This is a genomic window from Proteus sp. G4415, from assembly GCF_963896075.1.
Taxonomy (GTDB): Bacteria; Pseudomonadota; Gammaproteobacteria; order Enterobacterales; family Enterobacteriaceae; genus Proteus; species Proteus mirabilis.
Genome location: NZ_CAWQOK010000065.1, coordinates 26246 through 52643 on the forward strand (window position 1 = coordinate 26246; position 26398 = coordinate 52643).

The following is a 26398-nucleotide window of genomic DNA, read 5'->3' on the forward strand; positions in this document are numbered from 1 at the left end:
AACTTGGGGCTGATTCTGGATTCGACGGGATTTGCGAAACCCAAGGTGCATGCCGAGGGGCGGTTGGCCTCGTAAAAAGCCGCAAAAAGATAGTCGCAAACGACAATCAATATAAAGCACTAGCAGCTTAATAACCTGCCTAGAGCCTTCTCTCCCTAGCTTCCGCTCTTAAGACGGGGATAAAGAGGAGTCAAACCCAAAAGAGATCGCGTGGATGCCTAGCTTGGGGTTGAAGCGTTAAATTTAATCAAGCTAGCTTATTTGTGGCGTGTCTGTCCGCAGCAAGTAAGTGAATTTAAAGACTAGACTAAGCATGTAGTGCCGCGGATGTAGAAATTTCGGACGCGGGTTCAACTCCCGCCAGCTCCACCAAATTTGGTGGGTCAGTGATAGGACAACGGTTTCAAAAACAAGAAGTTAGCGAAATCATTAAGACTATACACTGACAACGAAAGAACTATAAATGACACGCAAATGACACGCGGATCATTTAAAGTTTAAAAGGCTCACTTCGGTGGGCCTTTTTATTACCCATCTTAATTTGAGGTAATGATTATGAGAAAAGCTTGTATTGAATTGAATTCAACCATGAAATATGCAGCCTTAAATGCTGGTCCGCTTGGTGGTGGAAAATGTTTAGTTATGGTGACTGTCTCTAATAATTTAGATGAAGTCGTTCCTGCAGAAAAGTGGGCAAAAGCTTTAGATATCTGTCTTGCTGAAGCTAAAGAACTAAAATATGAAATAGCTCGGATTTATGGCGAAAGTTTAGCAAGAAAAAAATAATATCATTATAGCTCGTTGTCATGGGGTGTCAGGGGTCGTAGGTTCAAATCCTATCATGCCGACCATTCTTATTTAAGAAAACCAACCACTTACGGTTGGTTTTTTTATGTCTGGAATTTGCCACTGGTAAAACTCTGGTAAAACTCTGGTAAAACGACAACAAATCATCTCTCAAAATCACCCTTTCTTTAGCTCATAAAATTGCCCTTTTCTCCTTGCTATTCTATTCGTTACCTTATATAAGTTACTGTATAAAAACACAGTTAAATAAGTGATACCATGATTAAGCTTGAAATCAATAATGCGGAATATATTGCTCAGTTAGAAGAGGCTCGTTTATCTGCAGATAACCCTTATGGTTATCTGTTTATGGACATTGTCTTTTCTGATCCAAGGTTTGATAAGAATACATTTGAAATGAAGAATGTTCGTAGGGAACCGATGAGGACGTATATGACGGAGGCTGTGGCAAGGGATTTGTTTGAGAAGTTGAAAACGCATTTCAATCATCAAAATATGGTACCGACATCAAAAAATATAGATAATCTTATGTAGAAAAAAACAATTCATCACCACAACCTTCGAATAATAGTGGCGGTGATGATCTGTTATCTAAATTAGAAAAATTAGGTAAATTAAAAGAAAGTGGTGTACTGACGGAAGAAGAGTTCAAAGAACAAAAAAGTAAATTACTTAATTTATAATTTAAGTAACGGGGCGAGTTTAATATATATGTAGCACTAATGGTTTATTTTAATTCCCCCCAATAAACAAATGAAAATTTACTACTCTCCATTCTGTATGTTGCACCCGGCTTAACAATTGCAAAAAAATTCCTATCAATGGCAATAGTATCACTTCCGCCAACCACTGCGGCAACCTTGCCATTTACTTTAAAATAAGAGTGATGAGTACCATTTGAACGTCCTGTAATTGAAATCATAATAGGTCTATTCGTATCATTCTTGTAATCGGTATTGATTGCACGACTAGAAGTGACATCTTGATAGTCTTGCCCAAAACCCAGTGCTTGATTACTTCCCAAAGCACCCACATCGTTTGCAGTTAAATTTATATCGTTACTTAATTGTTTGTTGTTAATTTTACGTGCGGAAGGAACATAGTTCCCAGCAGGGGCATAATTTCCTTTAGGCTGGTATTTACTGTCAGACTCTGCCTTAGTATACGATGCGCCTACTAGCGCATAATTGCCAGCTGGTTGGTAATTTCCCTTACCTTGATAACGTCCGTCACTTTCCGCTTTTGTGTAGCTACTTCCAGCTGTTGCATAACTTCCTTTAGCTTGATATCGGCCATCCGACTCAGTCTTCGTATATGAAGCACCCACTAACGCATAATTACCTTTAGGCTGATAATTTCCCTTAGGTTGAAAAGCATCTGTAGAAGCTTTCTGGCTCATCACATGAACCGTTGACGTTCCCGTACTTTGAGTTACATTACCTTTATCAAATTTATTATTCAGTCCACTATTGAGCGCTGAGTTAGTCGCATAATCACCTGATGGCTGGTAACTCCCTTTCGCTTGATAACGTCCGTCACTTTCCGTTTTAGTGTAACTATCCCCTTTATTGGCATAGTTCCCTGCTGGCGCATAATTACCCTTTGGCTGATATTTGGTGTCGGTTTCTGCCTTTGAGTAACTATAACCAGATGGTGTGTAATTACCTAATGGTTGAAAACGTTTATCAGCCTCGGCTTTGTTATAAGCACCCACTTCATTCGCGGTGATATCAGCTTTTAACTCTGCCCAAGCATTACCGGCAACCGGCTCAATATTGTTATTCTCAACTTTAGACTGCCAGACTTTATTTTTATGATACACAATAGTGCGTATCGCATACGGCTTACCGGCTTCATCCCATTTTGGAAAACCAAATCGCTGAATTTCGCCAATCGCTTCCGTGATATCGTGAAATATCCCGTTCATTTTTTCACGTTCAATATCTTTCGCAGCAGGATCTGTGACTTGGTCACGCTCATAGTCGTAACCATAACCTTGTGTATAAGACACTGAGCCGTCTGGTTGGATTTCTACGGGTATAGAAGCCTTATCCCCTTGTGTTGCAAAGGGGGTTTTAAAAATAGTTGTCATAGGAATTATGCTCCGAAGTTACTGCCTAAGAAGTTTTTACGATGTTGACCAACACCAAAGGCTTTTTGGGTCACAATGCGATATTTGACGCCAACACCCGAAGGGCGTGGCATTAAGTCAAAGTTTTCGAGAAGAACCCGTAGACGTTCGTCAGGGTTAAAGTTAAAGACGTAATACATATAAGTCATATCTAGCGGGTCAAGGACAAAAACTTTGCTGTCATCACGCCAAAAGAAACGTTTTAAAAATTCATTAATATTGGTGACCGTAGGACTTTGTGTCAGATTAAAATAGCGCATTCGTACTAACATGCGTTTTTGATCAACAGTCAGTGACAAGGTGTAATCCGCATTACGTCGGAAGTTAGATTTAAAATTGGCTTTCTTTTTGCCAAAACCAAACCCAACTTTATTTTTATCGCTCGGTGGAATATCAATACCTAAGGGTACATCCAGAATGCGTGACCAAATCGACAACCCAAAGTCATTCGCCGTATCGATATTAAACACATCTCGGTACCAGTTTTGCCAAAATGACACCATCGACTTTTCAAAATGAGAGGCTTTAAAACTGGCGAGTTTCTTTAAATTCTCTGCATCTTCATACTGCCAGAGGATCGCTTTTAATAGGTCTGAATGGAACTCAAATTGTTGAACGTTCATACAATCACCACTTGCACAGCACCCCGTTGCAAGCGTGCGATTTGATTAATGGCAATCGGAATTAATGCAACATTCCACACTTTCCCATCCAGTGACAATTCAACTTTAGTCACGAACAGACGAGGTTCAACAGTATTCACTGCAGACGCTATCTCAAAAGGCGATACTTCACGTCCAACAATCAAACCGTTATCGCCGTCCAACTCTCCACGCGTCCATTGTTCTATGGCACTGGGGATAATAGTTTGCGCATCAACGGCTGATTTTTTCACTGTCACTCGACAAAAAACGGTGATCTCTTTAGGGCGTGAAAATTTCACTTTATATTCTTGTCCACTCACTGGCTCTACAACACCGATTTCAATCTCGCCATTAAACGCCGAACCAATGGTTTTGGTTCTCAGCAATGATTTAGCAATTTCGTTACTATCGCCCCCTTCAACACAAACGTAAATGCTGTGAGGCAATAGAGAAATTCCATCAATAGTGAGCACCGCATCGGTGTAGTTCTCTCGAAAAGACAGTGAATTAACGCCCTCTAATTCATACAGTGAAGAGGTGATCGCTTCTGCAACACTGACGGTATTTTTAGCCAAAGTTTGCTTACGTCGTCGCCTTGCTTTGATATCAGATTCAGCATAACGGCCAACAACCGCATGAGTGGGATTATTGACTTTCTCCCAACCTAATACTGAGCTAGCCACAGAATTAAGTTGGCCGGCCCCGCATTCAACAGGACCATATTCAACCGCCCTCATATCCCCTGTTGCTTTGCCGGTATTATCAATAATCAAGGGTGAAACTGTTTCGAACATGGCACCGGCAACACTAGACGCTAATGAGCCTTTAGGAATAATGGTGCCAGGTACGCCACTAAATTCAACGCTGGAAAGATAAGAGTGAGTGGCATTAATGCGTTGGCCACCCATTAGCGCCCATATTGCATCAAGAAAAACACCACCCGCAATATCGGGATTGATTTGATTTGCTAACTCGGCATTGTTTCTCACCATTGCATCACGGTTTTCAACTTCCATCGTCGCTAATGCCCCTTGCGGTGTTTCAGGGGCAAGGTTAATCGATTGACCAAACACCGCACGAAACTCGCTTTCGACTTCATCACGTATTGTGGCCGTGTCGGGAAGAATAACGCCTTTATTATTGATATAACGATAATCAGCCATTCAGTGTAAACCCTCCGTATATCGTGCGAATTGTTGCTTGATACTTCAATTCACCGTTTTCCACTGTGGCGCTAAAATGCGTCACTTCAACCACCTCTTCAATTTCGCTCATACGTTGTCTAAATGCCGTTTCAAACATCGGGATATCAGCTTGGCGACCAAAGGTTGTTGGCCAGAACGGAATACCTTTATCTTTTTTATGTAACATTTCACCACGCACAGCCTTGGCAAAATGCTGACAAAGGTTTTTAACCGCATCGTCTTTTTCGCTGAATTGGAGGTTTCCATCAGGGCCGATAAAGAGATCATTATTTTTATCGATTGAAAATGTTCTCATAGAGGCGCTCCTGTATTTCCATGACCGGTTTCAACACCACTGTGTTGATGCGTAGAACCGATATCTTTTCCATTGTGTTTCATCGTGCCACCGTTAGAGTCACTATTACCATTTACAGCGTAATTACCATTTACCGTGACATTGCCAGTAAATATCGTTTCAGGGGCGTTGATTTCATACTTAGGGGTTTCTAGCACCACTTTATCGCTATGTAGCGAGAAACAGACTGAGCCATCCATTGATTGGATCACCAAAGCATCAATGTTTTTTCCATCAATGACCCAACCTTTGATGGTGTCAGGGAAAAACATCGCATCACTGAATGAATGGAGGCGTGCGGTATTAGGTTGATCCTCCAATCCTCCACGCTGGAATATCAGGCTAATGTCTCTGTCATTGGCTTTTATCCAACCGAAATCACCCGGCTTAATGGGTGCGCGAATAAAGAAACCGCCTCCCCCAAATCTAAAAACGGGAATGTTGGCCAATGGCGCACGTCCGACTGTTCCCCCTTCCGTTGTTACCATCATCACCAGTGGTTTGATAACAGCACGATTGGTTTTATCGTCATAACTCACTACCGTTGCAGGGAGCATATCTTCAGTATTCATCATCAAGTTACGAAATGCAGACGATAGCGCACCTGCCAGCGAACCATCACTGGCAATATCAGTATTGGGTTTATTCATGGTTATGCTCGTTTACAGGTAGCCTGATAAAAGAAAGGATCATCATGTGAAGCAACATCGAATTTCAGTTGTTCAATGATGTAGTCACCATTAAGTGCGGAATTGAATTTACTCTCAAGTCGTAGCATTCCCCCTAGTTCTGAAGCGCCATCAATTAAGTAGGTAACAGACAACCCTTTTTCGGTGGCTTTCGGTATACCCACCATGCCTGATTTCATGCTAAGAATGCGCAGACGACCTTTTAAGGCTTGGTTATCATCTTTGACAAACAACGTATCATCATCAATAAAGGCTTTAACGTTTCCTGCTTCCTGCAGTCGTTGTACTTGCTGTAACGCTGAACCGCAAAAATACCAATTGGCAATATTCTTATCGGTGGCTTGAAAGTCCAATCTAACCTTGCAATCCTTAGCTACTGATGAAGCGATCTCGCTCATTTTCTGCATGGCGCCACCACTGGAAGAAACAATATCACCTGAACTGGCATTATTAGTTTTGGCTTTAATGGTTAACGTAACATCAGGAGGTGAGGCAATTTCTGCACTGACAATATCACCGGTAAAGATACGAAATAATCCGGTATTGACGCGTCCTACTTCAAGGTAAAGACGGCGAGTTTGTTTGCTTTTATGATAAGGGCTAGTTTCAGTGAGAAGATAATCTCGAGTGTGGGCGTTCAATCCATCAATGCTAACTGTGCATTCATTTTGTAAAGGGTTTGCGTACTTGGTGCCGTTAGCTTTAATCCGCAATCCTTCATACCACTGCAGTCGTTCTGCGACTTCAATCCCCACCCGTATTCGTCGTAAGTCCATCATCACTCCAAATAATTAATGATTGGGTTCTATCAAATGATTCATACCAGGGCAGATCATCATTTTCTGTTATAAACGCTAAATTTGTACCATCAGTCAGATAGCGATAAGGAATGATAGGTGTGTTTGCCACCGCACGCATGCCGACGGCAATAACCTCACTTTCTCGTTCAATATCGAGATACATCGCATGACGACCGGCTTTTATTGTCAACGTCCAATTAACACCTTCCAAATTGACGGATAAGCGTTGGTTTGGAATAGCTTTTAAGGGTATGACTTTCATTAGAAGCTCCAATCCCCATCTGCGATACGTGTTGCAACCGAACCTTTTTTCTTGGTCTCAGTATCGGCGTCTTTTGTTTGCACATTTCCCCGATTTACTGTTGATGACTGCGTTGGCTTTTGTGTGGTTCGAGGCGGTAGTTCTCCGTATTCAGGCTCAACGGTGCGCCACTCAACAAACCTTAGCGACAGTTTTATCGCATCTATCATGTCGGGTATTTCATCATGATTAAAACCCGTTAATAACATCGGTTGATAGGTTTTTACTCGGGTTTGAATACCAACAAGTTTGTGTTCATCAAAAGCTTGTTGCATCGATGAGAAGATGTTTTTCATCTCCCCTGTTAATAGCAAATCTATACCAATTTCAACGGGGTTAATAATCACATGGTCACTGCGAGTTTCACCGCTTTCAACTTGAAATTGAGTGGCCTTATGCTCATCTCTAATATTGACTTGAATAGGACTCACACTATCAAATAGCGTAGAAAACGATTCTAAATCAAAGATTTTGACTTCTGTAAGCAATTTAACCTCCCAATCCACTAGAATGTTGTTGATTGACATTAGCTATTTCATCTTGTAACGCATTGCTAAGTCCACTTGCGACACCTTGTGCATCGGTTGCTTGAGTTTCAACCTTAATTTCTCCAATACTTACGTTACTTTCATTCTTCACATTGGATTGATTACTGATGGCTTGGCTGGTAATAGGATTCATTGCATCATGGCTTGCCATCATTAAACGTTTATTCGCCTCCTCAACATCCGCTATAATTTTTGATGCGTCTAGTCCATTGTCTAATTGCTTCTTGAGTTCAATAATTTCCTTATCAATTTCTGATGTATCTATTCCTGCACTTGCTACCTGATTACGTTTTGCCGATAAGGCGCTTAAATAATTACTCGCATCATCAGAGGTAATTTTAATTTCAGCTTCATCACCACCAAAACCAAAAAACTCTTTGGCGGATTTCCAACCATTTTTAACCGCATTAAGTCCTGTATTTACCCAACCAATAATTTTTTCGACTTGCTCCCACATCCATTCAAACGCGCTCACAACGGCATCACTGACTGTATTAAATACACCTGCAAAGGATTTACCCCAACCCGCAATGACTGAAATACAACTCAGCAAATACTTAACATAAGCTTTTAAGCCTGATGCCATTAGATCCCAACCGGCGACAACAATATCTGTCACAACTTTCACGACCGCTTTTAGATATTCAAAATAAGCTTTCCATGCTTCCCATAATGCGAGAATGACCGTCTTCACCATTGGGTATTTTTCAAAAATTCGCCCAATCATCGAATCATTCCCTTCAATGAAGTTCATGATGTCGTCATATACGAGCGCGAAGGCGGCGGCTAAAAGCGCAATAACGGCAATAATGGCGATAATAGGTAAGAATGTTGCCCATGTACTAATACTGGCCAACTTCATGGCATAGATGTATTTGCCTAACAAAATTGTGGATATAGCAGTAAAAAAACCGACAACAAGGTGCTTGTTTTCCTTACAAAAAGAAATTAATTTTGTTAACCACTCTAATCCTTTAGATAAAGCGGGGATCACCATTTCTAAAAAACTATTCTTCAACAACCCTGATGATTGTTGAAATTTTGCCATAACACTATTAAATTTAATTGAGCTTTCAATACTCTCCTTGCTAATGCCTGAATACTCTTTTTGAATACCCATTGTGCGCTCTAGTTCTTTGCGCCCTTTCATCATTAACTCAATGGTTTTTTCGTCCGATACCCCCATGCCTTCCAGTGTTTTCTTTGCTTTATCAAAGCTCATGCCTTGAACTTTATCCGCGGTTTGAAGTACTTTTTCCATTGAGTCTTTCGTATTGCCGAACGATTTTGCCATCGCGGATAAATCGGCTTGTGCGGACTCTCTAGAACCGCCTAACTCAGCGATTGCACCAGAAAATGCATCAACGTCTGCGGTCGCAACACCAATTTGTTTACCTAGTTTATCCAGCGTTTCAATTTCTTGAGAACGAGAAACCGATTCGGCAAAAATACTGCCAATGCTCATCACTATACCAACAGCACCTAATGCTTTTTTTACAAACCCTGTAACAGAGTTACCCACTTCCTGATATTTTTTATTAGTTTTATCTAATTCATCCTGAACTCTCTTCTGTGTATCAACTTCACTATTTCCCGTTTCAATTCCTTTTTTGCGAGCTTCATCCACAAGTTTAATAAGTTCTTTATAATCCCCCTGTAATGCCTTCATAACGGCTGACAAAAGTAACTTATTTTCTTTTTCTTGTTTTTCTTTTTCGTTGAGTGAATTTAATTCATCATTGAGAAGGGATAACGCTTCTTGCATCTGTTGATATTGGGCATTGAGCGTTTCAGATGAAACACGGCTTTCATTTACGCCTTGTGACAGTTCGTTACGTTGGATATCAAGCAAGTTCATTGATGACTTTAGTTCATCAATTTTAGCGGTGACTGAGGCTATTTTTTCTTGTGTATCACCTGCCTCAACCTCAATATTTATCGCCTCCCCAGCTGATAACTGTTCAATACTGGCAATCACGCTTTGAATAAAGTCATTCACCGATTGCGAATTGTCCATCGCACTTTCTTTAATGCGATCTATCTCCGCAATCAGGTTATCGGCAACTCCGTATGTGTCACTATTAACATGAATATCGACTGAGTTTGATGATAACTCTGTCAATTGTGCGGATAGATTTTGAATAAATTGAGTAAACCCATCAGCGCCCATCGTTGCCGATTGTTGCGCTCTTTTCATCCCGTCAATAATGTCATCCGTTGAACGCTGTACTCGGTCAAATGCACTATCAGCCTGCTGGGTATCGAACTGAAAAACATGAACAAATGTATCTAATAAAGCCATAAAATCACCATAAAAAAAGCCCCTCAATGAGGGGCTTGTTATCAATACTAATTATTCTATTTTTCAAGATTAGCGAGTATCATCTTTAAGAAACCACTACTCACTAGGACTGGTGTAACTTTACCTGATGTTAATAAAGAATTAGACACATCTGACAATTTAACCTTAATACTCTTAGACTCTATGGCAATCTTACTTATTAGGATTGGTGAATTTTTACTCTCAACACCCGTCATATAAGAGCCTAATAATGCAACATTAGGAATCGGCTGTTTACCTTTTTCTATATTTAATGTCAGTTCGATATTTAAATCTGTGGGCATTTCTTTTTTCAAAGAATTCATTCGTGATATAACATCCTTACCCATAATAGCTCCGACATATACATCGTCTGTTGAGACTATATAAATATCAGTATCGACAGATTTATATTCCCCTCTAAATGAACCTATTCCAATAGGGATTTCGAAGTTGGCAAATGAATTAAATTTTTGCTTATAACATTCTTTAAATTCAGCATTTCTAAATACTGTTGGTATTTTTTCCTTTAAATCCACCAGCATTTGGGAATCTTTTCTTGAGTCCTCAAAATCATTGCAAGAAGGAACTTCAATAGATAAATTTCCACTAATTAATTTATGCTGATCTGAGAGTAAATCATCAGTATTAATTTTAGTACTCATATCTACTTTGCAACCAGATAAAAGCATTGCAGACAGAGCGATAATCAGAAATTTTTTCATAAATACTAACCATTAGTAATGTTAATCATTTATTAAACCATATCATATTTAGATATAAATATACCACTATTAGCTTTATGATGAAGCCAGCGCTTCGTTATAACGATTGGTAATGGCGATCTCCCACAAATCAAACGCCTCTTCTAAATCTATTGACGTTTTGAGTTCGGTGAGCGTGGCGAAACCGGCTGAGATGATGACGGCAAAGAAGCCATCAGCGTTTTTATAATCGACGGGAGTGAACCGGTGATTTTGTTGAGCAGGAATTGGAGGAAACCTTGGCTCCCGTCTTTGCCGAAAAAACTGGTGTTATACTTCAACATTTCCAGTTCTAGACGAATAAGGGCTTCACCATCGGGCACATGATTATCAATTAATGTGCTGGTCTTCAGATAAATCTCTTGTCCCTCTTTTTCCACTGCAACATACGCCATCATCTTTAACATGGCTTCTTTGCTGACTTCATAGTCGCCAATTTTAGGTGTATTGGATAAAGGGTATTTTGCCAGAATTTCACGTCCAATCGTTGCCGGTAATCGGCTAATAATAAAAGTGTGCTCTTCACGATCAGCATCGGTGATCGTAATTTCTTTCGGTTTAATTAACATGATTAATATCCATAAAAAAAGGCGGAATAACCGCCTAGAATTAACGTGCGCGAGTGCGATCGAAGTCTTGAAATACGAAGGTATACGCTTTGGATTTGTGTCGTCCTGCACTGGCAACAGAGCTACCACGACTACCATTGGTAATTTTCCCGTTGCGTGCCGTGGTTGTTGAACCATCACCATACGAAGCGACCATGGTGATAATATCCCCTGCATGCCGTTGTCCACGTCGTGCAGTGTTCGATTCCAGTAAGATAGCGAGGTTTTCATCTTCTTCACTACCGGCTAACACGTTAATGGTGACCGTTTGAGGTGTTGGTGTTGACCATGTCACCAAATTACCGTTGATATCCATTCCTGTTTGCGCAATGTCCACGGCAGGCAAATCTAACGGATCGGCATCATCTGCGAAGGCGGTAATTTGAATACCGGCGGGAAAGGTTTTATGAGCCTGAATAACAATACTCAAGCCAGTTGCTGATACATCATGCATATTGTGTTCCTTACACTAAGTTGTGAGAGCCTTCGACTTTACGAACCCAGTCGCCCTTACCGTAAATCAATACGTATTTCATCACGTACTCGGGTAAATCAGATGGACCTGTGTTTTCGACAATTTGAGCGTTGTACCAATAGCCTTTGTTTTGTACATCGTGCCACGCTAAATCATCACCAGAAGCGTCTGTCACTGCAATTTTTTGCACATCGGTTAAGGTTTTTCCCGCTAGGATCGTGCCGTTATTAATCGCCTTGGTCACCGCCCCTGCAATCACCATCATCGCCCGTGCTTCACCGTCTTTATTGGCGGGTACTCCGCGTGTGGCCATAAGTAAACTAAACCACTGTTGCGCGATGTAGGCTTTTAACCATTGCTCATTAGCATGGACACTCATATCTAATGGGTTAGCAACCCCACCACATAAGAAGCCACGTTGATAGAAACTGATATGTGAACCCGATACCGCCGTTTCTCCGTAATAGTTCACCCGTAGTTTATCTAAGCGATCCGCATCGATATCGGTCGTGATTTGCGATGGGAACGTGACACCAAATTGACGATACATATAGTTTGTTGTCGCATTGGTGCGGTCATAATCCGTGGCGGACATAATGGCCATAGGTAACGCTTGAACAAAGAAGTTATCTGCTGTTTTTAGGTTTAAGCCCGTTGAAGCTGTACCCACCAACGCCCCGCTAAAATCTTCTGCATTTTGATTGGTCACAGACAAGTGCAATTGATACTTCACGTTTTCGCCTGCCACGTACTGCGCCAGCTCTACGGCATGCTCTAATGAGAGTTCCGTTAAAAACGTTGCACTACCAAAAGAGTCAGAAACAGCCTCAGAAGCAATAAAGGCTTGTAACGGGGTTTGCGCTGGATTACCGGCTGATGATGTACCGTGGCTAATATTCATTGCATCAGCAAGTACCGATTGACGCACACTAATATCTGCACGCTCTTGTACACCACCGCTAATGACAAAGGCACTATCCAGTGAATTAAATGTGACGTAAGCACTAGCAAATTGAGGCTCGCTTTCTGCATTTAATTTCGCTTGCACAGCTGTTGCAACATCCGCGTATGACGTACTTTCAGAGAGATCAATCCCAGTGATTGTTTTAGTCACCTTGCCGATAGTGATATTGAGTTCACCCTCATTAATCAATTTTAAATCAGCTAAATCGCCTGTCTTTTCGCCAAACAAGGTAGGCGCTCGACCAACAGGCTCATAAGAGGCAATTTGCAGTTCTTTCGGCTTACTTGCCGGTGCTGGACTGACATAGCTGAAATACTGACGCGCAAAATGCGCCTCGGGGGAGTCAGTACCCAATAAGTCATCCACTTGGCCACTGGCAAACTCAAGCACTTTACCAGCAGGAATTTTAGGGTTTGTTGAAAAAACACGAGCCGTGAGCTTACGCATCGGTACAGCAGACGCGCCAATCACCGCACTCGCGATATCGACATAGCGAGTTTGTTTGATAGACATAACGTTCCTTAAATACGATAAATATCAGGATACAACGCACTCACGGCGTCTGTATCAGGATGAAGTATGCGATTAAATGTCACATTGAAATCAAATGAGGGGTTTTGTTCGTAGTTGCCCTGGTCATTCAGAAAATAAGGTGTTCGAATACCGCTTGCCCGCTGAACGCCAATGCCTTGTTTGCGGAGAGCTTCAACAAAGGGCAATGAATTGGCGATCATTCTGACAATAGCGGTAATATCACTCGCTGAATAATGGCCCAACTGGGTAACGAAAGCCTGAACTTGGTACGTTTTTTCGGATAACTGGTTTTCTTGGTGATTGGCTTTATTGCCTTGAACGTTATATTTACGCCCTTGCCAGCCGTAGCCGTTTTCATTAATGGGAAAGAACATCACCATATTATCTTCACGGCCTTGCTTAGTAGATTGAAAACCAGCTTTAACGGAGATATCAATACCGACCACTTTTAACTGCAACAAGAGCTGTTTTCGAATGGCGACATCAACTTCATAATCCGTCATAAGTACCCGCCTCGATACAGATCACCGATTTCCAACCGTCTTGTTCGTACCAGTCTGCATCACCCACCACATCATATTTTCGACCATTGAATACAAGGAAATCAGGAGATGTTCCTCGTTGCACCGCTTTAATATCATGAGAGGTATATAAGCGTCGGTACACTTGGCTCGTATCTAATCCCATGGATTGAACATCTTGGGTATCGACCGCTTGCCAACTGCCACGAACTTCTATCGGATCATAATAATAATTTTGGTCATTCCCTCGTTCATCGGGTGCCCGTTCTTTAAATCGAAACCAGAGCACCTTTTGCTGGGGAATATAACGTGAAGCAATACGATTTAAGTTACCAAACATTATTTATCCTCCACGACAAATGACACGGCTTGAAGCATTTGGCCGGTATCAACTAACGGCTTATCCGTGGCTTTACCTTTGCTATGGCGACGTGCTCTTGCTTTGACCGTTGACTCTTCCAGCGCTGGGGTGGTGACTGCTTTAATTGCCAATTTCACATCTCCCGCTACCGTCGCACCAATTTGTGTCAGCCCATTATCCAGCGTGATGTTCCCCTTAATAGAGGCTTTCACAGCACGAAAAATTAACTGACTATAATCCTGCTTTTTGTCATTCATGGTCGGACGTAAAAATGGGCGAGGAGGAATGCCACCAGCCGGATAGCCCAACTCTTGAATAGCTGCAACATAAGCAATAGGTGTTCCATCGGGATATTTTGCGTGTTCAAAAAAACCAACACTTAATCGCTTTTTAGCCAATTCATCGTAAACCGCTTTTAATTGCGCTAATTTAGTCATTAACGTAATCGCCCTCCTCGCGTAAATCGCCCACCTACACCACGAAATGCTGAACGTTCGCCACCACCACCCAAATATTGAGGGACGCTACAACGTTTGATCAGTGCAAGAAACTGCTGGCCAAAGGTGGTCATTTTAAACCAGTGCGACCAATCCGAACCGGCAGGCGGTGCCGTAAATGACACGCTCACTTTATCGATAGTCACACTCGTCACCACACCGGTAGGCGACTCATCATCAGCAATCATTTTTCTAAGTGTTAGCATGTGTGCAACAACGAGCATCCACAGCTCGTTAGTGCAAACACCCTTACAGGCAGAGAAATAGTTCAACGCAGATTGAGCAATGATATCTATTTCATCATCACCCACACCGTTAAACTGCGGATAGAGCACACGGAATGACGTTAAAGGAAATGTGCTCGTCTCCATGATCACTTACCTTTTTTGTTGGTTTTAGGAATGTCTAACTTTTCAGCTTCTAACGATTCTGGTGTGTCAGGAGCTGATTGGTCGCTCGCTTCCATATTGGTAGCAACTTTTTCGGGATCTTCTTTGCGTTCTTCAACGGTAATATACCCATTGTCACAATGAAGATTGAAAACGTGATTTTCTTTGAGCTGTTTGTATTGCTCGTCAGAAATTTCCGTCACACGACCACGTGGTGTGTACATGTGTTTGGTCATCACGTTCGCTTGACCGGCAATAAACACTTTCCCGTCTTTCACGGTATAGTTCTGGTCATTTGATAAGGTACAATATGCGTAAAGAGGCATGGAGTGCTCTCCTGTTGTTTAGATATAAAAAAGCCCTCAAATGAGGGCGCAAAAAGAGAAGTGGTAAGATTAAATGCCGGTTAAGCGTGTCACCGCCCACGGACGGGTCACAAATACACCTGCAGTCGCATTGGTTGCATCTTCCATATACCCTTTAATTTGGTTGAGTGAACCTAATAACTGGTATTTCACAGGCACAACTTGCAAGATCACCGCACTGGTTGCCGTTGAACCATCATCAATACTATCTGCGAACATATAGGCCACATCAGCCCCACCATTTGCGCCGACAAATTCAGGAGAGAAAACCAGACGCATATTTGGATAGTTTTCATTTATCCATTGTTTGACTGTTTCACCGCGTGCGACAGGATTAGCCACATTCAGAGCAGAACGAAAGCCCAACGGTAATGTTAAGGTGATTGGCGTATCATCTTTGATAATACCGCCAGAACTCGTTTCAATGCGCGAGAACATATCGGTAATATCAGCAGTAATATCCGCAAAGGTTCCCCCTTTCCATTTGCCTTTTGCGGTTTCATAGGCGGGTAAGTTAGGCTCATTCATCAAACCAAAGACGCGTGTTTCAGGGCTATTAAACCCGTAGTAACCCACTCGCTCACGCCCTTGCTCTAATGATTCAGTCACTGAATTGCGCTTTTCTTCCATAGCAACAAAGCCTGCAGACGATTGGCGCGCTTCTTCTAATTTCCCCACTTGGAAACCTAATTCGAAACGAACAAGACCACGGCGCTCTTGGTCTTGCGCATAAGACGCTAATGGCACATTAGTATGATCACCATAAAGCTCGGCTTTACCGGTTGGTGTCGCCACATTCAGAATGATCTCTTCATCATGCCATTCGCCCGCATTAACAATACCTGTGATTTCATCTAACACACGCACGCGCGTAGCAGTACGAATGACACCCGGTAAAACGTGTTGCAACATTTCGCGTTGAATTAAGCCCCCCTGCATTGCACCACCACTGATCGCGGAGTCCATCGCAGAAAAACCACCAAAGCCGATTTGCGCTAATTCCCCGTATGTCCATTTCTGATCAGGGTTAATATTTAGTTGGCCATGTTTTTTGACATCACGACCAGACATGTGAAACTTAATTTTACTGACTGGCATTATTCACCTTCCTTTGGAGATGCTGGATATGGGATTTCTGTTAAACGAATAATGCCCAAGTGAGCACTTTCTGTTGACTCAAGGTGTCGGCTGATAAAACCAATGACACGATCACCGGCACTAATGGTGGCTTTCGAAGATAGCGAGCCGTCTGCTTCATCAAAAACAACCGGTGCGTTGATTTTTCCTGCCACTTCTTTTAGTTCAACGAAAACCTCCCCCATTGTCAGGAATTCGCCCTGCGTACCATTACGAGCGAATTCTTCTTCGATACGATAGGCTTTAGGGTTAATCATGATCCCCGCAAATGCCCCTTTACCGCCCACTTGAACGGATTCCACTGAATCATCTTTGTAGGTATAGGCGCGACCGAAAATATTCAGCTTTTCATCTGCTGAACTGAGAATGGCGGAAACAGCGCGAATAGGGCCTGCATGACTAATTTCACCGACAACACCAGAAATTAAGCCGTTTGCTACTGATTTAGGAATTGCCATTATTTAGCTCCCCATTTATCCATAATTGATTTATTGCTCACTGCAGAGTCCATTGTTGAGCTGGTCTTTTGAGAATCAGGCACACGCCCTTGCATCCAAGCATCAAGAGCAATGGCTTCTGTACCTTTACTGCATTGAATACCCAGTTTTTCAACACCGTACTCGGCAACTTGTTGTTGAGTCATGGCTGAGTGGTCAAACACACCAATAAATGGCGTTAATTTATGCGCTAACGAATCACGCGCACCGATTTGTTTGAGTAACTCCCCCGTATCCATTGCGGGTTTGGCTTTTTCTAATCGCTTAATTTTACGTTTTAGCGATGCCATTTCGTCCATGGCGGTCATGCTACGATTTAGGCGTTTTAAACGACGATGAAGTCCATCGGTAGTGGCTTGGTCAAGATGCTCTTTGGCTTCTTCAATCGCTTCGACAGCTTCTTCAATGGCGACTTCGGCTTTCTCGACTGCTTCAGGTTCGCCAGATTCAGCCTCTTCTGTGGCAATTTCGGCTTTTTCCACTGCTTCTTCTGCTTTCTGCTCTTCGTCAGGATCAGAATCAGTTGAAGGTTTTTTCTCTTCTTCTGGATCATTATCTGTTGCAGGTTGAGTGCTGGTGATGACTTCCTTGATAATGGCTTTTAACGCTTCCAATTGCTCGGGCGTAAATGCACCCTCATCAGTGGTTTGCTTCTCTTTGTTTTCTTCTTCGTTCATGCGAATAAGTTCCTTTGTGTCTATGGTAATAACGGAATGGTCTTGCACAGCAACATCAGCGCCAGTGCGCCCTTCATCGACTAACGCAAGATGGTTGGCTCTAATATGCCGTTGTATGGCGTCATAACGTTCACCGTTAAATTCGCCTGGTGTGAAATCGTAAATACAGCGATAACCTGGAGATAATTCAATTTTTCCTCCTTCAATTTGGTTAAGCGCTGAATTAGACAGGATTTTGATATTGCCTCTGAGATAGGGGTATTCAAAATAGACTCGCTCCCCGATGACCCCTTGTATCCCCTTTGTCTCCGCGGGTGTACCGTCTTTCCCTAACATTTCATGCTCATCAACAAAGGGCATTAATTTGAAAGAATTAATTGTCTCTGTGCTGGCCAGTTCTTCTTGTGGGCGATACACCTTGTAAATTTTTTCGGGTATCGGTGCGCCAATTTCAAACCCTAAATAATCAAAAACCCCAACTTTAGAGATGGGGTTATCTTTCACTTCCAGCCAGCCGTTTAAATCATATTGTCGTTTGGTCATGTCTCCTCACCGAAATCTATTACGGGTGTCCAGAAGCACTTACAGTTTGGTAATTGTCCGGGCAAGCCACGCTCACCTGTCCGTTCATCAATCACAGGTGGGTTATCTAAATCAAACACTTCACCATCCAGACGCAGATGTAATTCACGCGGTTCGGCACTACCAGCCGAGTGATGCCAAACTGCCTTACGAATACCGGCAGATTTCATACGCTCATAATTCACTGCAGTCGTGATTTTTCGTGTTTGATCAACAGCGATAAAATTCGCCCTTTTTTCAGTCACACTGCCTGTATGCCTAATTTCCTCTAATAGCGTCTTTGCGCCCTCTCCACCTTGGCTAATAGAACGTAATGCAACACTTTCAATACGTTGATGAAATTGCAGTGGAATAGATTTAATTAACGATACGTTTTCAGCTGTAGAGGCAATAATTTTATCTTTCAGGGCTTCGGGCATGGCTGGGGTTTTGATGGTGATCCCCCCTGACAACTGTTTGAGAGAATCATCTAAATTACGCTTTGCGCCTATATCGACTTGGGAAACAAATTTATCCGCAATCTCTGTGGATTTTTGTTTAAAAATCTTATCCCATTTGCGTTTTAGCCGATTAAGCCAGATGCGTGTTTGACTGGCAAAGCTGGCATCCATCGTAAAACCGTCAAAGCCGTCATTTAATTCACTAAACACTTTTTCATAGTCTTTAATCATTGCATTAATGAGTCGTGACATGTCACCTTGATAACGACTAGCTGGGGCGACTGAATACTGCAGAGGTTTCCCCTTCATGACCGCTTGACGCGAAATTGCCCATTGTGCTCGCTTCGTTCGTACTCGTATTCGCCTCGACATAATCTGCCTCGTTCACTTCAATGCCGTAATAGCTGGACTCTTTATTGCTGGCCAGTTTTTTACGGATATCTAACCCATCTATCGCACCCGTCGAAGCCAGTGCCACATCGGTCTGCGCTTCTTTCAGTTCAATATCCGCACTCTCAACAGCCGTCGGGCTATCAAGTGGCGCCCATGTGATAGAGATTTCTGTCACAGGTAAACCATCGCTACGCATTAACATGTCGTAATGACGCTGTAATAGATCTTCAAGGTCGTTTGATTGGATACTTTCAAGCTCTTCGCGGTAATTAGCCTCTTCGTATTCCCCTGTTGAGTTAAAGCCTTTCGGTGTAGTACCTAATAACTTTGTTGCCGGTACATTGGACGCCGATGCCACAAGCTGATATTGCGTCATAATCGTGGCGTCTAAATCCGCTAATGAGGTGTCGAACTGTTGAACAGTGTCACCACTGCCCGTCATTTGCACACCGTAGTTATCGCGCATCTCCATAAAATAGAGCATGTTTTCATTGATAATGCTCTTATCTGCCGACTCAAGGTCTGCGATCCCCATCGTGAGTAAACGCTTAGTCATTGCCAATTGTGGCGCTTCATTGGCGGTACGTTCTGAAGCGTAGACACGCTCATAAATGCGCTCAGGAACAGAAACACCAAAGTAGTTGTACATTGGCTTCAAGACATTCGGCACAGGAAACGGTACAAACTTAATAAAGTGAGACTTGTGATACTTACGCCCACCAATCACATAATAGGTTGGCTCGTAGAAATCCATGCTAGCAGGATCTTGAACATTGGAATCCGTTAAATCGGCCGTTACCCATTGTGGATCAATCTGTTTAATACCTTTATACATCCCTTTAGTCACACCATCGATATTAAACGGGTTTTCGTACCACTCTTTCGGGTTTGATGTCTCCACAACGAATAATGCTAAGCGACCGCCGTATACTCTCCCAAAATGAACCAGCTCTTTCAGTTGGTGTGTAATACGGTATTTTTTATCACGTTTACGGAGCTTTTTACTGATAGCGCGATCATCGTCGTTATCACAATCAATATCGTAACCCTGACGTATCGCATCACGCGCAGGCATATTGCAGGCTTTATCCACCAGCCAATGTTTAGCGATAACCGCACACATATTGTTGCCGATAAACATTTGTGAGGCATACCATGAGGCCTGTGACTCTGGCACACCGTAAACTTGTTCACCTTTAAATGAGGGCACGTAGCTATCAATGCTATCCATCGCAACACCTGCAATTGTGGGTTGGGGTAAATTAATCCCATCAAAGCCCTGTTCTCGCGCCAGTGCAGGATATAAGTCAGTTGTAAATGCTGACCGTTTAACCGGTGCGAGTGGTTCTGTTTTTCGCCTCTTAAACGGCCACCACATAGATCATCTCCTAGTTGTGAAGAAACTGCCTTTTTTCTTCTGATATAAATCGCGTAATGCTTGCGTCATGGCATCCACTGTGTCGTCATGGCCAGCAAACGGGAATGTAGTAATTTCCTCTACGGTTTCGACAATCCACGGCGCAATATCTTTGTGAGGTAGCCACACATTTCTAGCTTCCCACTCAGCAGTACACGCATGAGCACGAGCAACCTTGCTACCATCTGGCTCGACGGGAATTAACCCTGATACGGTTGATTTGAGAGAGTCGATTACAGCAGGGCCATTGGCTTTGTCTTCCACCAGCTTACGTCGTCCTTCAGGGAATTTTTCAGCTAACCATTTCACCGATTTTAAGGTTTCAGTAAAGCTCATGCGTTTTCTAATTTGATACAGTAGATAAGCGTTTGCGTCTTTCTTGCCCCATACCTGCCCCACCACATAGTCAGTACCGTCACTGTCTTTAAAGGTCATATCCCAACTATGGATAACCTTATCGAATTTTTCAGGTAGGTCTTTCGGTAGATAGTACTGAGCAAATTCTTCGTGGAAGATTTGACCATCACCCGGCTTAGGTGATTGTTGGTACATTGCAGACCAAAAGTAATCACCGAGGATTGCTTTTGTCTCAAGGAGTTTGTCGATTGGGTGTAACTCTGGTACCAACGCTTCTCCTTTCTCATTAATGGCAGGGAATGCAAGCACCTTGGTTTCAGGCGCTTTTTCTTTTAATTGACCAGACAAATCATCAGTTGCCCATCGAGTGGCCATGATAATTTCACCGCTATTTTTTGATAAACGGGTCTTAAAGGTCGAAACGTACCAGTTCCAAATTGATTTTTTAACAGTTGGGCTAAGTGCCTCTTTCGAGTTCTTTATCGGGTCATCAATAATGCCGAGGTCAACTTTCTTACCCGTTAATGGGCCACCTACCCCCGCACACACATAGCTTCCTTTGTAGTTGGCGATACCGAACTCGTCAGAATTACGTTTAACTGCAATGCCGTTTTCAGGCCTATTGCCTAACCAACTTTTAGGAAATAGCACGCGATATTCATCGGACATCATAATGCGCTGAACATCGGTATTCATATCACCGGCTAAATCTGAGGAATAAGACAGCGCACCCACACGCATGTTAGGGTATTTTCCAAAGAAATAAGCGGGAAGATAACGAGAAACAATATCAGACTTACCGTGTTGTGGCGGTGCCCCTAATATTAATTTAGGGCGCTTACCTGCCATCATATCAATCAAGAACTGGTCGAGCGCATCACATACCGTTTGAGAAAAATGGCTTGTAATGTATTCAGGGTTTATATACTGAATAAATTCGTGCAAACTACGTCTAGCTATCTCTCTCCTGACTTCTTCATCAAACAAGTCGAAATTGACATCCATAGAGATACCTAAAGTGACAAAAATAACCCTTTCATGCCGTAATTGGCACGAAATGATTTTCATGTTTTTGATAACAATTGATTAACAATAAAACGGCATTAAAACAGAAAGAAGATTGTTACTTTTAGCGGTTTTGGTTGTGTTTTTAGTTGAGTTTAAAAGTGAAGGGGCGCATTAGAACCATTATGTTAAATAGAACTACTTTTCACCCTTTTTTCTCAATTGAAGAAGTTGCTCGAAGCTTAAGTGACTTAAATCTATTCCTGTTGTTTGAATAGGACCACCATCGACACCCGTTAATTCCGTCTTGTTCTTCAGCATACCTAAATGCTGTGCAACCATCTTAAGCGCTTCATCTTGATTACGGGTAATAACCTCAACACCAAACTTCCCTTCTTTCACGCCAGCAAATACTCGACGAGCTGGCCCTGTTAAATCACGCGTATCATGAAAGTACGCACGCCCAATACCAGCACCATTACAACGAGGGCAATCAGGATTTGGATCTAATGTTTCATCGTAACCGTAGCCACCCACATCTTGTGGAGGCGGTTTATTGGCTGTAAGCGCTTTCTTAATAGCGTCTTCAAACTCTATTGAATCACGCCATTGGTAATTGAAACCAAAGCCCCAACAATGACGACAACATAATCGACGGTATTCGGTCAGCTCGTTAACGTCTGCAGTTGCAATATCCCACCATATTTTTAATACGGCATCTTGGGTTATCTCTGTTCTGCGTTCCCGTTCTGCTAATGCGTCGGTGATTGCCCGATTAACCTTAACATTTCTATACATCCGACTTGCGCTTGCGTATGCCGTATTTCCTTCACATTTACCACCAGCACGCTTATATGCAGCAGTCCTATTTAGGTCAATAAGGTATTCATTAACGAATTTAGCCTGTAACTCAGTAAGCCCGTAATTGCGCAGACTAAATGATGCGCCGCGCGATAAATCACCCCATATCCGTGAGATAAATGATACCGTTGCGGCGTTCCAATATTTGCAAAAGAATTACAATTTCATATATCAATTCTTTCTTAAACGGTCTATCAGAAAGTATCAATATCAAAAATACCTCTTCTGCATAGCCAGAGTCTGAAATGGGTTATTCTGGCTTTTGAGGCCATTCGATATCAGTAGTGCTGGAAGCATCAACACGATTTAACAGAACTCGGTATTTTTTCCATTTTTGCAGTGCGACAACCTCTTCTTCTGTGGCTAGATCAACATCAACAGCTTCTTGCAAATACGCGATTGTATTACCTGCTTCATCTAAGCGTCGTGACTTCTCCTGCTCAATCTGTGTAATGAGTGCCGCTTTTTGGGCTTCTGTGTCAACAATCCATTTCTTACCATCCCATTTATCAAACTCACTATTCGGTTTTAACAATGTGAGAGATTCAGGCAATGCCCCCATAAAATCAATGATGATAGGTTGCTTTGTTTGCGTATTGTAGGCGGTTAAATCTCGGTAATCGTCAACAATTTCCCACGCACTGCCATCTTCTCTACGCCTAACGGCTTGATTTTCTTTTTCGGGTAATGGTGGCTCATCTAAATAAGCACCCGCAGATAATGAAACATCAAACATGACATATTCCATAGTTGATCCCATGTATTCGCGTGTTACAGGATTAGCAAGATAACACTTAACCCATCCTGTCACGCTGGCCAGACCGTTATCACCAATTTTTCCTTTTTGGATATTGACGTTATATTTTTGCATTATTTAGCCCTCACGATATATAAAAAAGCGATATTTCGCGGACGCGTTTCATTAGCACCTTCATCATTACTTGCAGTGCTAATCGTTACCGAAAAACCACTGCCTACCGGATATTCATAATTTACTATAGGGGTATTACCGAATTGCTGACTGAGAATACGTCTGCCTGTATCCACACCACGACCATTATCCCAGCCACGAATAAATTCACCGCGTAAATCGGGTAATTTTCCTAAAGGATACGCAACGGCAAGTTTTGGGTATGTTGCCTTATTAAAGGTTTGCCCTTGACAAATTAGATAACCAGAAGGTGCTGTAGGTGATGGCCAGGGTATAGGTGAGCCGACAGGATAATTATCAACACACTCAGCATCTGAGGCTAACACAACGGTGCCCGACTTGTCCGGAAAGCTGTAATAGTTCCATTTATTGTTATGTTTTAATGCTAGGGATTTGTCTATGCCGGGTTTGAGTGTCAGCCCTGCCTCATTATCGGCACCACGAACAGAAAGCAGTGTTTTAACGCCGATACTTCCCTGAAAATCCTGATGCCTCACATGTGTCAGGTAAGCGACACTGTTTTTATCCGGGAATTTACCGTCAGACTCTTCTTTAGTATATGACTCTCCTTTCCGGGCATACTGTGTATGCGGATTAGCCGCTTTGAGATGCTCTGACAGCTCATTTTTCTGACCTTCAGCCTGTTTTTTTAAATAATTCGTCCGGTTGGCCAGTTGTTCTGCCTGCCGGTTGGCGATACCTCCCGGCCCACCTAATACCGGGTCTGAGACTTCAAGCTGATAAATACCGTCTTCCCAGACAGCGGATTCGTTAAGTGTTGCCATTACTGATGACTCCCGTAGTTATAATTACCGTCAAAATGCGCCTCTGCGTTATACCGGACAGGAACAGCCTGATAATCTAGGCTGATAAGGTGACAGCGGGCCGGGGCAAAAAAGGACAGTACGCGGCGTAACAGTCTTGCCTGATCATTGGTGATGGGCCGCTGCAGTATCACCCGGTAAACCGCCCAGGCACGCTTGTCCCCGTAAAGGTAATGGCCGTTAAACGTTCCCTGACCGTCATACTGTAATCCACCCAGTCCTTCGATTAACTCCACCTCACCAAAGCCAAAACGCCGGATGACTTCCCGGATTGACCATGGCGTACCTTTATAACGGTGTAATTCAATGGCTGACTTGATGAGTGTGCGGCGGACGTCGTCGGACTCAGCCAGCTCCCAGCCATCGCCGAACAGTGAAAACTGCTCACCCAGCCATGGCAGCGCGGAACTGTCGACGATATCGGTGAGACAGATCATCAGGGTACTCAGGTCGATACGATTCAGACGTTCTGCCAGCCTGCCCAGTGACCGGAACCGGATATCGCCTTCCAGCGGCGGCGGAAGCTGAAGGGGATCAGTCATCAGCCACTCCGGTCATATTGAGGGTGATACCGGTACAGTTAGCCCATTCATTTTCAGCAACGACCAGCAACGCCGGGCTTATCAGTTCAACCTGATAAACACCGGCAACAGACAGCTCACTGATAATCTGACTCGGGACAATATCGCGCCCCAGAACTGCCCTGCGGGCAGCCACCCAGTTCTGAATAGCCTTGTTTGCATGCACTTTTACCGAGGCGGCATCCTGATCACGATAGACAGTGATATTGGCCACAATGTCATAATCCACCAGTACGGGTGGTTTCGCCTGTACCGTATCGGTCAGCGGCCTGATTTTTTCATCTGAACAAAAACTCTCGACCAGCGTCAGAATACTGTCATCCGGCAGACCGGTACTGAGCAACGGATATAATTCCACCGTACCGGGAAACGGTGAAAGCACAGCGACATCCACCACATTGGGATGCGCCTGCATGGCATGGAAACGGTAAGCCATTTTGCTTCCGGCATTAGTGAACGATTCCGGTGCCAGCTTGATACGCTCACGGAGCCTGTCGTTATCTTCCTGCTCTGAACCGCCGGAACTGGCCGTCAGGTTCGTCACCTGTAAATCGATATCCCCGATATCATCCAGTAACTGGCTGATTTGTGCCGGTTGCCAGTTATTTCCGTTTATTCCCGGCTCAGTACAGGTGGCCCGGGTGTTAACCAACAGTAATCCGGCCTTCAGCACCACATCGGTATCCGTTGCAAAAATTATGCTGTCTGACGCACTGACGCGGGTGCCTGCGGGTATCAGGACATCCCTGGTCAGTGCTGTATCCACGGAAAACTGAAGCAGAGTCGAAGCCGGTTGTGGCGCGAGGCGGTAAACCCCCACCAGTTCGCCCAGAAAATCAATCATCGGCTCCCGGGCAAAGGCCACCAGATTTTGTTTGGCCGCCTCCTGAATCGCAACACGGATCAGCATCTCTCGGTAAGCCCACAAATTAATCAGCAGGCGTTCTGCCTGAGCCGGATATAAGGTTTTTCCGGTATCACGCTCATACTGTGCAATCATTTCAGCCGTAATTTTATCGGCATCACGTTCAATAAAATCAGGTTCTGTTAACGCCATAGCAACTCCTGCATTTGAGTTTCCCCGTCATTCCCTTTCCAGCTCACACAAAGTGTAAGATGCTCACCGTCAATGAGGGGTTTCACTGACACAAGCTGACAGCGTGGCTCCCAGCGACGGATGGCATCAACAGACTCACGCACCACATGGGGAATGGCCCGGTCAACCGGCCAGTCGATATACCGGTGCAGATCCGTACCGAACTCAGAGCGGTGCGGGTCACTGCCCCGGGGCGTTCGCAGGATAATCTGAATGGACTGCCGGATATCCTCCGGCCCCCGGACGATTTCGCCGGGAGCCTGCAGAGCCGGTTGCCAGAATACAGGGGTTGTTTTCATGGGGGCAGTATTACCCCGGACATGCGGGAGGGATATTAAAGGGG

General features: G+C 43.4%; 32 protein-coding genes, 1 other RNA gene and 1 pseudogene. 4 read left to right on the forward strand and 30 right to left on the reverse strand.

Annotated elements, in window-relative coordinates; translation table 11 throughout:
• Positions 1-5: 5 nt before the first annotated feature.
• The 4 genes from ssrA to AACU95_RS07350 all read left to right on the forward strand — a co-directional run bounded on the left by ssrA (position 6) and on the right by AACU95_RS07350 (position 1490).
• Positions 6-372, forward strand: a transfer-messenger RNA (tmRNA) gene (gene ssrA / locus AACU95_RS07335).
• 183 nt (positions 373-555) lie between these two features.
• Complete coding sequence (locus AACU95_RS07340) at positions 556-786, forward strand: hypothetical protein (protein WP_141192185.1); 231 nt, start codon at positions 556-558, stop codon at positions 784-786.
• A 279-nt stretch (positions 787-1065) separates the two neighbouring features.
• On the forward strand, positions 1066-1341 hold the full coding sequence (locus AACU95_RS07345; protein WP_161737211.1) for a hypothetical protein: 276 nt from the start codon (positions 1066-1068) through the stop codon (positions 1339-1341).
• A gap of 50 nt (positions 1342-1391) precedes the next feature.
• Positions 1392-1490, forward strand: coding sequence for an SHOCT domain-containing protein (locus AACU95_RS07350; protein WP_232467372.1), 99 nt, complete (start codon positions 1392-1394; stop codon positions 1488-1490).
• A gap of 44 nt (positions 1491-1534) precedes the next feature.
• Here the strand turns inward: AACU95_RS07350 and AACU95_RS07355 are convergent, their stop codons facing one another.
• The 30 genes and pseudogenes from AACU95_RS07355 to AACU95_RS07500 form a co-directional block, all read right to left on the reverse strand.
• Positions 1535-2899 carry a hypothetical protein gene (locus tag AACU95_RS07355; RefSeq protein ID WP_237612033.1) on the reverse strand — a complete coding sequence of 455 codons (1365 nt, stop codon included), beginning with the start codon at positions 2897-2899 and terminating at the stop codon, positions 1535-1537.
• Between the two features lie 5 nt (positions 2900-2904).
• On the reverse strand, positions 2905-3561 hold the full coding sequence (locus AACU95_RS07360; protein WP_161737212.1) for a DUF2612 domain-containing protein: 657 nt from the start codon (positions 3559-3561) through the stop codon (positions 2905-2907).
• Positions 3558-4745 (reverse strand): baseplate J/gp47 family protein, encoded by a 1188-nt coding sequence (locus AACU95_RS07365; RefSeq protein ID WP_004250602.1) that lies wholly within the window; start codon positions 4743-4745, stop codon positions 3558-3560. The genes AACU95_RS07360 and AACU95_RS07365 overlap by 4 nt, the downstream gene beginning before the upstream one ends.
• On the reverse strand, positions 4738-5082 hold the full coding sequence (locus AACU95_RS07370; RefSeq protein ID WP_004250600.1) for a hypothetical protein: 345 nt from the start codon (positions 5080-5082) through the stop codon (positions 4738-4740). The genes AACU95_RS07365 and AACU95_RS07370 overlap by 8 nt, the downstream gene beginning before the upstream one ends.
• Entirely contained in the window at positions 5079-5771 is a 693-nt protein-coding gene (locus AACU95_RS07375) for a Gp138 family membrane-puncturing spike protein (RefSeq protein WP_036895343.1), read from the reverse strand. Before AACU95_RS07375 ends, AACU95_RS07370 begins: the two co-directional genes overlap by 4 nt.
• Positions 5772-5773: 2 nt before the next feature.
• Positions 5774-6589, reverse strand: a complete 816-nt coding sequence (locus tag AACU95_RS07380; RefSeq protein ID WP_036937853.1) for a baseplate hub protein — start codon at positions 6587-6589, stop codon at positions 5774-5776.
• The gene (locus AACU95_RS07385) at positions 6555-6872 is read right to left on the reverse strand and encodes a phage baseplate plug family protein (protein WP_020945489.1); all 318 of its coding nucleotides are present in this window, start codon (positions 6870-6872) and stop codon (positions 6555-6557) included. Before AACU95_RS07385 ends, AACU95_RS07380 begins: the two co-directional genes overlap by 35 nt.
• A complete protein-coding gene (locus AACU95_RS07390) occupies positions 6872-7399 on the reverse strand; it encodes a phage baseplate protein (RefSeq protein ID WP_151251063.1) in 528 nt (175 codons plus the stop codon). The genes AACU95_RS07385 and AACU95_RS07390 overlap by 1 nt, the downstream gene beginning before the upstream one ends.
• 1 nt (position 7400) lies before the next feature.
• The gene (locus AACU95_RS07395; RefSeq protein ID WP_161737213.1) at positions 7401-9761 is read right to left on the reverse strand and encodes a hypothetical protein; all 2361 of its coding nucleotides are present in this window, start codon (positions 9759-9761) and stop codon (positions 7401-7403) included.
• A 56-nt stretch (positions 9762-9817) separates the two neighbouring features.
• Entirely contained in the window at positions 9818-10504 is a 687-nt protein-coding gene (locus AACU95_RS07400; RefSeq protein WP_087726612.1) for a DUF7424 family protein, read from the reverse strand.
• Positions 10505-10653: 149 nt separating this feature from the next.
• Entirely contained in the window at positions 10654-11112 is a 459-nt protein-coding gene (locus tag AACU95_RS07405; protein WP_087726613.1) for a hypothetical protein, read from the reverse strand.
• Positions 11113-11152: 40 nt separating this feature from the next.
• The gene (locus AACU95_RS07410) at positions 11153-11605 is read right to left on the reverse strand and encodes a phage tail fiber protein (protein ID WP_004250586.1); all 453 of its coding nucleotides are present in this window, start codon (positions 11603-11605) and stop codon (positions 11153-11155) included.
• A 10-nt stretch (positions 11606-11615) separates the two neighbouring features.
• Positions 11616-13103: a DUF3383 domain-containing protein gene (locus tag AACU95_RS07415; protein ID WP_004250584.1), complete on the reverse strand. Its 1488-nt coding sequence runs from the start codon at positions 13101-13103 to the stop codon at positions 11616-11618.
• Between the two features lie 8 nt (positions 13104-13111).
• Positions 13112-13627, reverse strand: a complete 516-nt coding sequence (locus AACU95_RS07420; protein WP_161737214.1) for a phage gateway protein — start codon at positions 13625-13627, stop codon at positions 13112-13114.
• Positions 13614-13985, reverse strand: coding sequence for a phage collar protein (locus AACU95_RS07425; protein ID WP_020945484.1), 372 nt, complete (start codon positions 13983-13985; stop codon positions 13614-13616). The genes AACU95_RS07420 and AACU95_RS07425 overlap by 14 nt, the downstream gene beginning before the upstream one ends.
• Positions 13985-14443, reverse strand: a complete 459-nt coding sequence (locus tag AACU95_RS07430) for a hypothetical protein (protein WP_087726614.1) — start codon at positions 14441-14443, stop codon at positions 13985-13987. The genes AACU95_RS07425 and AACU95_RS07430 overlap by 1 nt, the downstream gene beginning before the upstream one ends.
• Positions 14443-14874 carry a DUF4054 domain-containing protein gene (locus tag AACU95_RS07435; RefSeq protein WP_004250580.1) on the reverse strand — a complete coding sequence of 144 codons (432 nt, stop codon included), beginning with the start codon at positions 14872-14874 and terminating at the stop codon, positions 14443-14445. Before AACU95_RS07435 ends, AACU95_RS07430 begins: the two co-directional genes overlap by 1 nt.
• Before the next feature lie 2 nt (positions 14875-14876).
• Complete coding sequence (locus AACU95_RS07440) at positions 14877-15218, reverse strand: hypothetical protein (RefSeq protein ID WP_071425658.1); 342 nt, start codon at positions 15216-15218, stop codon at positions 14877-14879.
• 69 nt (positions 15219-15287) lie between these two features.
• Complete coding sequence (locus tag AACU95_RS07445; protein WP_004250578.1) at positions 15288-16355, reverse strand: major capsid family protein; 1068 nt, start codon at positions 16353-16355, stop codon at positions 15288-15290.
• Positions 16355-16852, reverse strand: coding sequence for a structural cement protein Gp24 (locus tag AACU95_RS07450; RefSeq protein WP_036908136.1), 498 nt, complete (start codon positions 16850-16852; stop codon positions 16355-16357). Before AACU95_RS07450 ends, AACU95_RS07445 begins: the two co-directional genes overlap by 1 nt.
• On the reverse strand, positions 16852-18111 hold the full coding sequence (locus tag AACU95_RS07455) for a DUF2213 domain-containing protein (RefSeq protein ID WP_080047797.1): 1260 nt from the start codon (positions 18109-18111) through the stop codon (positions 16852-16854). Before AACU95_RS07455 ends, AACU95_RS07450 begins: the two co-directional genes overlap by 1 nt.
• Complete coding sequence (locus AACU95_RS07460; protein WP_080047948.1) at positions 18108-18821, reverse strand: phage head morphogenesis protein; 714 nt, start codon at positions 18819-18821, stop codon at positions 18108-18110. Before AACU95_RS07460 ends, AACU95_RS07455 begins: the two co-directional genes overlap by 4 nt.
• Before the next feature lie 37 nt (positions 18822-18858).
• Positions 18859-20361 (reverse strand): phage portal protein, encoded by a 1503-nt coding sequence (locus tag AACU95_RS07465; RefSeq protein ID WP_161737215.1) that lies wholly within the window; start codon positions 20359-20361, stop codon positions 18859-18861.
• A 3-nt stretch (positions 20362-20364) separates the two neighbouring features.
• On the reverse strand, positions 20365-21762 hold the full coding sequence (gene terL / locus AACU95_RS07470; RefSeq protein ID WP_161737224.1) for a phage terminase large subunit: 1398 nt from the start codon (positions 21760-21762) through the stop codon (positions 20365-20367).
• Positions 21763-21960: 198 nt separating this feature from the next.
• Positions 21961-22704 (reverse strand): annotated as a pseudogene (locus tag AACU95_RS07475) (terminase small subunit); the annotation flags it as partial.
• 169 nt (positions 22705-22873) lie between these two features.
• Complete coding sequence (locus tag AACU95_RS07480; RefSeq protein WP_060555589.1) at positions 22874-23494, reverse strand: tail fiber assembly protein; 621 nt, start codon at positions 23492-23494, stop codon at positions 22874-22876.
• On the reverse strand, positions 23494-24339 hold the full coding sequence (locus AACU95_RS07485) for a phage tail protein (RefSeq protein ID WP_060555590.1): 846 nt from the start codon (positions 24337-24339) through the stop codon (positions 23494-23496). The genes AACU95_RS07480 and AACU95_RS07485 overlap by 1 nt, the downstream gene beginning before the upstream one ends.
• Positions 24339-24920 carry a phage tail protein I gene (locus AACU95_RS07490; RefSeq protein ID WP_060555591.1) on the reverse strand — a complete coding sequence of 194 codons (582 nt, stop codon included), beginning with the start codon at positions 24918-24920 and terminating at the stop codon, positions 24339-24341. Before AACU95_RS07490 ends, AACU95_RS07485 begins: the two co-directional genes overlap by 1 nt.
• Positions 24913-26016 carry a baseplate assembly protein gene (locus AACU95_RS07495; RefSeq protein ID WP_060555592.1) on the reverse strand — a complete coding sequence of 368 codons (1104 nt, stop codon included), beginning with the start codon at positions 26014-26016 and terminating at the stop codon, positions 24913-24915. Before AACU95_RS07495 ends, AACU95_RS07490 begins: the two co-directional genes overlap by 8 nt.
• Complete coding sequence (locus AACU95_RS07500; RefSeq protein ID WP_121910133.1) at positions 26007-26354, reverse strand: GPW/gp25 family protein; 348 nt, start codon at positions 26352-26354, stop codon at positions 26007-26009. The genes AACU95_RS07495 and AACU95_RS07500 overlap by 10 nt, the downstream gene beginning before the upstream one ends.
• Positions 26355-26398 lie beyond the last annotated feature (44 nt).

Excerpts from the sequence above, each read along its gene's own strand:
- AACU95_RS07385 (WP_020945489.1), bottom strand. The coding sequence starts at position 6,872 with ATGAAAGTCATACCCTTAAAAGCTATTCCAAACCAACGCTTATCCGTC.
- AACU95_RS07370 (WP_004250600.1), bottom strand. The coding sequence starts at position 5,082 with ATGAGAACATTTTCAATCGATAAAAATAATGATCTCTTTATCGGCCCT.
- AACU95_RS07425 (WP_020945484.1), bottom strand. The coding sequence starts at position 13,985 with ATGTTTGGTAACTTAAATCGTATTGCTTCACGTTATATTCCCCAGCAA.
- AACU95_RS07415 (WP_004250584.1), bottom strand. The coding sequence starts at position 13,103 with ATGTCTATCAAACAAACTCGCTATGTCGATATCGCGAGTGCGGTGATT.
- AACU95_RS07340 (WP_141192185.1), top strand. The coding sequence starts at position 556 with ATGAGAAAAGCTTGTATTGAATTGAATTCAACCATGAAATATGCAGCC.
- AACU95_RS07490 (WP_060555591.1), bottom strand. The coding sequence starts at position 24,920 with ATGACTGATCCCCTTCAGCTTCCGCCGCCGCTGGAAGGCGATATCCGG.
- AACU95_RS07500 (WP_121910133.1), bottom strand. The coding sequence starts at position 26,354 with ATGAAAACAACCCCTGTATTCTGGCAACCGGCTCTGCAGGCTCCCGGC.
- AACU95_RS07450 (WP_036908136.1), bottom strand. The coding sequence starts at position 16,852 with ATGGCAATTCCTAAATCAGTAGCAAACGGCTTAATTTCTGGTGTTGTC.
- AACU95_RS07430 (WP_087726614.1), bottom strand. The coding sequence starts at position 14,443 with ATGACTAAATTAGCGCAATTAAAAGCGGTTTACGATGAATTGGCTAAA.
- AACU95_RS07495 (WP_060555592.1), bottom strand. The coding sequence starts at position 26,016 with ATGGCGTTAACAGAACCTGATTTTATTGAACGTGATGCCGATAAAATT.
- AACU95_RS07375 (WP_036895343.1), bottom strand. The coding sequence starts at position 5,771 with ATGAATAAACCCAATACTGATATTGCCAGTGATGGTTCGCTGGCAGGT.
- AACU95_RS07485 (WP_060555590.1), bottom strand. The coding sequence starts at position 24,339 with ATGGCAACACTTAACGAATCCGCTGTCTGGGAAGACGGTATTTATCAG.
- AACU95_RS07410 (WP_004250586.1), bottom strand. The coding sequence starts at position 11,605 with ATGCATGATGTATCAGCAACTGGCTTGAGTATTGTTATTCAGGCTCAT.
- AACU95_RS07380 (WP_036937853.1), bottom strand. The coding sequence starts at position 6,589 with ATGATGGACTTACGACGAATACGGGTGGGGATTGAAGTCGCAGAACGA.
- AACU95_RS07420 (WP_161737214.1), bottom strand. The coding sequence starts at position 13,627 with ATGACGGATTATGAAGTTGATGTCGCCATTCGAAAACAGCTCTTGTTG.
- AACU95_RS07360 (WP_161737212.1), bottom strand. The coding sequence starts at position 3,561 with ATGAACGTTCAACAATTTGAGTTCCATTCAGACCTATTAAAAGCGATC.
- AACU95_RS07460 (WP_080047948.1), bottom strand. The coding sequence starts at position 18,821 with ATGATTAAAGACTATGAAAAAGTGTTTAGTGAATTAAATGACGGCTTT.
- AACU95_RS07405 (WP_087726613.1), bottom strand. The coding sequence starts at position 11,112 with ATGTTAATTAAACCGAAAGAAATTACGATCACCGATGCTGATCGTGAA.
- AACU95_RS07455 (WP_080047797.1), bottom strand. The coding sequence starts at position 18,111 with ATGACCAAACGACAATATGATTTAAACGGCTGGCTGGAAGTGAAAGAT.
- AACU95_RS07480 (WP_060555589.1), bottom strand. The coding sequence starts at position 23,494 with ATGCAAAAATATAACGTCAATATCCAAAAAGGAAAAATTGGTGATAAC.
- AACU95_RS07440 (WP_071425658.1), bottom strand. The coding sequence starts at position 15,218 with ATGCCTCTTTACGCATATTGTACCTTATCAAATGACCAGAACTATACC.
- AACU95_RS07345 (WP_161737211.1), top strand. The coding sequence starts at position 1,066 with ATGATTAAGCTTGAAATCAATAATGCGGAATATATTGCTCAGTTAGAA.
- AACU95_RS07395 (WP_161737213.1), bottom strand. The coding sequence starts at position 9,761 with ATGGCTTTATTAGATACATTTGTTCATGTTTTTCAGTTCGATACCCAG.
- AACU95_RS07365 (WP_004250602.1), bottom strand. The coding sequence starts at position 4,745 with ATGGCTGATTATCGTTATATCAATAATAAAGGCGTTATTCTTCCCGAC.
- AACU95_RS07355 (WP_237612033.1), bottom strand. The coding sequence starts at position 2,899 with ATGACAACTATTTTTAAAACCCCCTTTGCAACACAAGGGGATAAGGCT.
- AACU95_RS07445 (WP_004250578.1), bottom strand. The coding sequence starts at position 16,355 with ATGCCAGTCAGTAAAATTAAGTTTCACATGTCTGGTCGTGATGTCAAA.
- AACU95_RS07435 (WP_004250580.1), bottom strand. The coding sequence starts at position 14,874 with ATGGAGACGAGCACATTTCCTTTAACGTCATTCCGTGTGCTCTATCCG.
- AACU95_RS07400 (WP_087726612.1), bottom strand. The coding sequence starts at position 10,504 with ATGAAAAAATTTCTGATTATCGCTCTGTCTGCAATGCTTTTATCTGGT.
- terL (WP_161737224.1), bottom strand. The coding sequence starts at position 21,762 with ATGGATGTCAATTTCGACTTGTTTGATGAAGAAGTCAGGAGAGAGATA.
- AACU95_RS07465 (WP_161737215.1), bottom strand. The coding sequence starts at position 20,361 with ATGTGGTGGCCGTTTAAGAGGCGAAAAACAGAACCACTCGCACCGGTT.